General features: G+C 33.2%; 9 protein-coding genes. 3 read left to right on the top strand and 6 right to left on the bottom strand.

What is annotated here, in order from left to right:
- The first annotated feature begins 172 nt into the window (after positions 1-172).
- Positions 173-781 (top strand): hypothetical protein, encoded by a 609-nt coding sequence (locus B4N43_RS07590; RefSeq protein ID WP_112373519.1) that lies wholly within the window; start codon positions 173-175, stop codon positions 779-781.
- Positions 782-829: 48 nt separating this feature from the next.
- Here the strand turns inward: B4N43_RS07590 and B4N43_RS07585 are convergent, their stop codons facing one another.
- On the bottom strand, positions 830-1,582 hold the full coding sequence (locus tag B4N43_RS07585) for a carboxypeptidase-like regulatory domain-containing protein (protein WP_112373520.1): 753 nt from the start codon (positions 1,580-1,582) through the stop codon (positions 830-832).
- 493 nt (positions 1,583-2,075) lie between these two features.
- Between B4N43_RS07585 and B4N43_RS07580 the strand changes: the two genes are divergently transcribed.
- Positions 2,076-2,582, top strand: a complete 507-nt coding sequence (locus tag B4N43_RS07580) for a YfbM family protein (RefSeq protein WP_075991455.1) — start codon at positions 2,076-2,078, stop codon at positions 2,580-2,582.
- A gap of 242 nt (positions 2,583-2,824) precedes the next feature.
- On the top strand, positions 2,825-3,517 hold the full coding sequence (locus B4N43_RS07575; protein ID WP_286733889.1) for a hypothetical protein: 693 nt from the start codon (positions 2,825-2,827) through the stop codon (positions 3,515-3,517).
- Positions 3,518-4,024: 507 nt separating this feature from the next.
- Here the strand turns inward: B4N43_RS07575 and B4N43_RS07570 are convergent.
- From B4N43_RS07570 to B4N43_RS07550, 5 genes are all read right to left on the bottom strand, one after another.
- Positions 4,025-4,372, bottom strand: a complete 348-nt coding sequence (locus B4N43_RS07570) for a hypothetical protein (RefSeq protein WP_112373525.1) — start codon at positions 4,370-4,372, stop codon at positions 4,025-4,027.
- Between the two features lie 54 nt (positions 4,373-4,426).
- Positions 4,427-4,669, bottom strand: a complete 243-nt coding sequence (locus tag B4N43_RS07565) for a colicin E3-like toxin immunity protein (protein ID WP_112373526.1) — start codon at positions 4,667-4,669, stop codon at positions 4,427-4,429.
- Between the two features lie 23 nt (positions 4,670-4,692).
- Positions 4,693-5,211, bottom strand: coding sequence for a hypothetical protein (locus tag B4N43_RS07560; RefSeq protein WP_146752978.1), 519 nt, complete (start codon positions 5,209-5,211; stop codon positions 4,693-4,695).
- 376 nt (positions 5,212-5,587) lie between these two features.
- Entirely contained in the window at positions 5,588-5,809 is a 222-nt protein-coding gene (locus tag B4N43_RS07555; RefSeq protein WP_112373528.1) for a DUF7336 domain-containing protein, read from the bottom strand.
- 109 nt (positions 5,810-5,918) lie between these two features.
- The gene (locus B4N43_RS07550; RefSeq protein WP_112373529.1) at positions 5,919-6,359 is read right to left on the bottom strand and encodes a tetratricopeptide repeat protein; all 441 of its coding nucleotides are present in this window, start codon (positions 6,357-6,359) and stop codon (positions 5,919-5,921) included.
- Positions 6,360-6,507 lie beyond the last annotated feature (148 nt).

The raw sequence follows: 6,507 nt of genomic DNA, 5'->3' as shown, positions 1-6,507 counted from the left end.
AAAACTACGACACAATACGCCTCTAGCCTACTTGCTTTAGACCAACAATCCGGAAAACTCGGTAAATGGCGGAAATGGTGAGGTGAAGGTTAGCAGTAGATTTTTATTTAAAAATAATATTAAATTTAGATCTTTACTGATAAAGCATTCAATCTTAAATTCTTCTCAAAATATGGTTAATAAAAATGTTATTAGTAAACTATCAGATAGAGAACTCGAAAAATATATAGAACCAGATAGTCGATCTGTTTCAAATGCTGTAAAATATGCCTACGAGATTCTACAGGAACGTGGGCGAACTTTTACTCCTTCCGAAACAGCACGAATCGAAGCTTTAATTGCCAAAAAAAACGATAGTGAAAAAATAGTGGACAAAGGATGGGACAAAGGGCTCACAGAGGACGTAAACGCTATTGAACTATATACAAATACACTTATTTGGATGCTTTCCGTAATATTTGGTGTCTTTTTTGGTGGTGTACTTCAAGTGCTAAATTTCATAAAAATAAAAAATATAAAAGGAGCTGTTATTACTACTTTTTATAGTATTATTTATATAGGCATTCAACTAATTATTATAAATTATATTCGAAATAATTATCCTGAAATGAGCCAGAATATATTTTATGTTAACTTCATCCTCTCGGGCATAGGTGCAACTGGTCTATTTTTTATCAGACAACAAATGTTTCCTAATGATCTACAGTATAGAGCCAAATCTTCCATTGTACCATTAATTGCATCACTAGGAATTTCTATTGCGCTATTCTATTTATCTTAAAATAATAAGTGCCATATCTTATAACAAATTGACTTAATGGGGCGAAGTTTAAGGCTCGATATATTCATGGTAACTTTTTTTGATGTACAGGATAATATCATAGTCGGACATGTATTTAGCGGCGTCAATATTCGGACGGTACAACTGCATGAAAGTTTGTAGAGAATCACCTTTAAGGCCCGTCAAATTTTGAACCTTACGCTTCGAAAAGGTATTATCAAGATACTGTTCTTCTTCTTCCTTTATCAATTTCTGTTGGAGCTTGGATTGAGGGGTCCTATTTTTCCCTAACATAGAAATAACAGAAAGCACATCAATACTAATCAGCGAGGCGGTACTATTGCTAGCTTGATTAGGGTGTCTCGGGACATTTGAAGAATAATTTTTGCTGATGAAAATGTCTTTAAATTTGGGTTTGCTATAATTGAAAGTCTTGGCAAATTCTTCCCGAAACTTTAAGGAATCAGCCTTATAATTTCCTAAAGAATTGATCTTGACTTCATCCAACAATATCGTTGTTTGCTTCATATATATGACCAAATTATCAAGATTGCTATTATCAACTATATATTTTTCCTCGCGATATCCTATTGAAGAAAAGGTAATTGTATCTCCAAGCTTAATGCCTGTCAATATAAATTTGCCATAGCTATCGGAATAGGTGCTGCGTGAAGCTACTTTGATCGAAACACCTATAAGAATATCACCCGAATACTTATCTTTAATCGTGCCTTTCAGATCTTGTGCAGAAGATAAGTTTGCGATAAAGAGCAATAGCAACAACAACTGCAGTCTACTCATTTTCAATTAGTTTTACAATAAAAATATTATAAAACCAAACATCTAGCAATGTTATTAACTCTTTTTAACGCGCGACGCTTAGAGGAAGGAGTAAACTATAGCGACACCACTCGGATTTGTACACTTAAAGACATCCCTATCCTGACGTATCATGGAACGGATAACGAAATCGCCATACACGAAACAGAACGTATAGCCGAATCTCTAAAGAAGTGCAATGTAAATATGATCTTTCACCGCATCGCAGGTGAAGGTCACGGCACCCAATACCTTTATGAAACTGAGCCCTGGATTTATGAGTGGTTGCTGATACAAAGGAAGACGTCGAATAATAACACGCCCATCAAGAAAATTTCAAATAATTGAATTTATCGTATTGTTTTAAATAGCGTAGTTCATTATTTTTATGGAGATACAAAATTTAACAAAGGCCATATAAATGAGATATCAAGACATGGGTATCAGAAAAACACTTTAACCTTTAAATTATACCATGGGAATGACACAAAGCTATCTACGTGTAGATAACGAAACACTTAATAACTTTATCGCAGATAGTAGACGTTTAGAAGATATTGCATTCAAACAAAATAATATTGATAGCGAAAACTTTCTGTATTTAGATAAAGCTTGGGAAGGCATTTTTTTCCTAATTACTGGACAAAGCTTGGCAGAAGCAGTTGAAGAAGAAGCACCGCTTTTAGGTATACTTATGGGGCCTACAGAAATTGACCCCGATCAAGATATGGGTTATGGCCCGGCAACATATAGTACAGCTGAACAAACCAAAGAAATATATAGCGCGATAAAAGATCTTACAAAGGAAGAGCTTTCAGCAAACTATAATCCGAATAAGATGATAGAAGAAGGTATCTACCCTGACATCTGGAAAGATGATGAAAATGCCTTGGAATATCTTCTCGATTACTTCGATGATCTCAAAATCTTCTATAAAAAAGCTGCGGAGAATGGAGATGCTATGGTGATGTATTTGAGTTAAAAATAATTAGGTTTTATTCAAAACTTAGAAATAACTTATATTGACAACAACTCATGTGAATTAATCAACATGAAACAATTAATATTTACTGTCCTTTTCGCATCATTATTTTCGTTAGGTTATGCCCAGACTACAGTGCAGCTCTCAAAGACATCAAAAGGAGCACCTATTATATTGATAGCGTACAGATAGGAAAGAGAACTGTTTGAGAAGTTTTTGAGGTGAGAAATATTCTTGAAAAAATGAAGTTAACAAAAGCAAAATTAATCACTAAAGTCAAGGCTCCTTTAGCGACATTGGGGTACCTCTATTTTAAAGACTCTATATCTAGCGCACAAGGATTTTTTTCAAAAAAGCTAGAAAACGGTTTTTATTTATCCTTAGGACTAACAATTGACAGGTATATGGAGAGTGAGTTTACTGGATGTTTTTATTATTCCAAAACAACCCGATGGGCTTCCGTTTGGGGTGATATTCCAACAGAAAGTTATGTAAGACCAGGCTCCTTAATGTCAACAGAAGAACGAAGGGTTTATTTTGACACTGAAAATGAACAACTACGTGATTATTGGTGGGATGGTTTTGATGATTCGTCGGTCGCTTCTTTTATTGAAGTCATCAAGCTCACCGAATCGAGATTGTATGAGGACCGATTGTTGACAAAAAGGATTGAAGATAGCCTCAGCGTGTCACAACTGAAAAATTACGCCGATGAAGTAAAGAAATTGGTCTCCGACATCGAAAAACTGAATTTCATTTATTCTTATTTACCAGACAAAGAAATAGATGGAATACCGATGCAGTGGTTTAAAGCTAGTGAATATATCTTAAAAGAACAGAATGGTATACTCAATAAGAATACGGTTAAAAATTTAGCGTCTGATGCTTTTATTCAACGTACAATAGACAATCTGTCAGCGATAGGAACCCGCTAGCCATTATAAGCGTTAACTTGCGGAATATGGGCGAACAAGAATGACATTAGAATAACCAAGATGTTCATACAGTTTAAATAAGTCAACCCAATTTATAAAAAAAAATCACTCCGATAAAACTATTTGGAAATGGCAGTTGTTCTTACAATACAAAACGGCTACAAGCTACCTTTCAAATGAAAGGTTCAACATAAAAATTGGCGTCGTACAGTGAAAATCCAATAGTCTTTAAAAACATTGGATGACGAAACAAAAAAGAGGAAACGATAGGAAACATAAAGATTACTGTACAAATAAACGCTAAGAGAAAGGGTCTGATTTAACATCAGGCCCTTTTGACGTAAAAAAGCCACATCTCCCGACCTGGCTCTACAACATATATATTTATTTGAAATCGCTCTTATTTATACGAATTTATTGATTTAGATACTTTCCAATCATTCCCCACACGCTCCAAGATAACTAAATCTGTTTTGGTAAAATCTTCAAAACAAAAAAAGACCTTGATCATAGGTCCTTTAAGTCTTTTAAGAAGAAATTTTGAAAAACACAATCCCAATCGTTAGAACCATAAACGAATAGTTCCAAATTAACTAATTTAAAATTTTCAATATTTCCAATGAACCCAATCCCGATTTCCAATCCTTCTGTTATTATGATTTTATCAACTGAGAGAATATCTTCGGAAATTGGGAGAATATCATTTTCATCATAATATTTTAAGAATACGTATTGCCCCATACCGGTACATTCTCTTTCACCTACATATATTTTATCAATATGAGTATACAAAACCGGGTATTTCTCTGCTAAGGCAAAAAGCAGAGCCATTTCAAAAACTGTCAATTTGTTCATTACAATCCTTTTTTACTAAAAGCTGATATTTCTATGTGTAAAGTCTCCTAATTATCAAGCCTGAAAACAATCAATTTGATATATATATTTATCAAATTCGAATTCAATGTCTACATATTTTTTTAGAATTTCAGATTCCGCTATATTAATATCATAAGGATTGTACATTAAAGGATCTTCAATCGGAGGTCTAAAAGTCTCCTTCAAAAGATCTAAAGGTATAAAGTCTATATTAAATTCACCAATAAGCCTCTCATCTCTTCTATCAAACCAACTAATAATACGCCCTATTTTCATAAAAAATCAATTATTTCGCAATTTCAAAGTTCTTGTACATGAGTAAAATCTCGCTCTATAAGTCTAAATTTTGAATTATCTAGCTTGTATATGGAGTGTTTATAATCCGTTGGTGATGGAAAATCTATTAGCTCTTTATTTTTGTTTAACTTCCTCCGCTTTATAAATATCTTCGAAGCTAAAGCTACTTCCGGTTTTATATCTAATAATTTCTCAGCACTTTTATGTATTCCAATAATCCTACCTTTTATTTGAACTCCGAGGATCTCTTTTGAATTGCCCAACAGATAATCGTATAATAAATCCCTTCCCATGTAGAAGATATTTAAAGTAGAATCAGCTTTCTCAAAAGAGACAACCGCATCCAAATTGAAGATACTCGAATTTACTTCAGTTATTTCTTTAAAAAAAACTTTGTCAAGTTGATCATTGTTGTGCTCAATTACTGGAAAAATAACATTGGATTGAGATTTCACCATAAAGCATGAAAAGCAAAGCAAAACTAAGATGTGGATTTTAAGGGTATATTTTATCTTTATCATATTGCGCATAAACTTGGTTATAAACTCTGAATAATTTTAAAATGGTTCGTGGAAAATATCTGCTCATTGCTTTAGAATAAACTCCTCAATTTATTGCAAAAATGACAGAATTTGAAATACTATTTTGACTTTTCTGGATATTAATATTTCCTATATTTCAACAATAAGGGAAAGCTCAAGGAAACACATTTTTTTGCAATAAGAAATAGGCCTTCCATTTTTCGGAACCTGTTTGGGACAGTAAATATTGAACAAGATACTCTTAAAATTACTGAAATGGAAGCTATATTTAAATAGGAAATTACGGAAGGCAATGCAGCATAACATTAAAACTTATGCTGGGGACGGGTTTTTATTTATACAAAAGTTATTAAGTTCATTCGGTTATAAAGCCAGAAGTCCAGTTATCCTTATCTATTTTATATTCTGATATCTCAAAACCCGCTGTATGATCCCGGAAACCTTCTACTTTGGACATTCTTACTAACGCATTTTCAGCAAGTTCCTTGGTACTGTAAACTCCTATCAATTTCACGTCTTCTCCTCCATCTAATGATTCGTCAAAGTGGGTGTGCCATAGCAAAAATACATTCTCCATATCATTGATTATTTATTTTCATCATCATTTTTATTAACTCCAATGCTCATTTTGGCAACAATCCTCTAGATTACTTACAATATCAAAAAGAAAATCTTTACTATAGAAATTATAGCCTGTACTTCCCTTGTTTTATTTCCCTTTCAAATATTTTCAAATTTGCTTTTGCAATAATTGACCCGAGTTCAGCCCCTCTTTTATATAATGCGTAACTCATCTTTAAATCTTGCTGAATCCCTTCGCCTCTTTCATAAAAATCCGCTAGGTTATTATAAGCCTCTGCATAACCACCATTGGCCGCCTTTGTATACCAATAGATACATTTCTTTGGATTGTATAATGGATTATTAACACCTAAAAAATTAATTGAATCAAACTGTTGCGCATAATCATATTGACCTTCCGGATTACCGCTATAAGCACTTTTTTTTATGTGATCAAATGCCAGCCAATATAATTTGTACTTTTCTTCGGAAGAGAGAGAAGAAGGATATTCTTGTATCTTCCGACTAATTTCCTTCGCAATTTCAAAGTTCTTGTCCTTTCTCAAAATCTATGGTTTATTTCTTATTTCCCAATGGGCTCCCTCTGGATTATCAATAAGGGGATTCCTAATTTTAGGCCAACACAATTTATAAAAAAAATCACTTTGATAAAACTATTTCAAATTGGCTATCGTTCTTACAATACAAAACGGC

The sequence above is a fragment of the Sphingobacterium sp. UBA1897 genome (genome assembly GCF_002337775.1).
In the GTDB taxonomy this organism is placed as follows: domain Bacteria; phylum Bacteroidota; class Bacteroidia; order Sphingobacteriales; family Sphingobacteriaceae; genus Sphingobacterium; species Sphingobacterium siyangense.
This window is presented reverse-complemented; position numbering and strand designations above follow the sequence as displayed.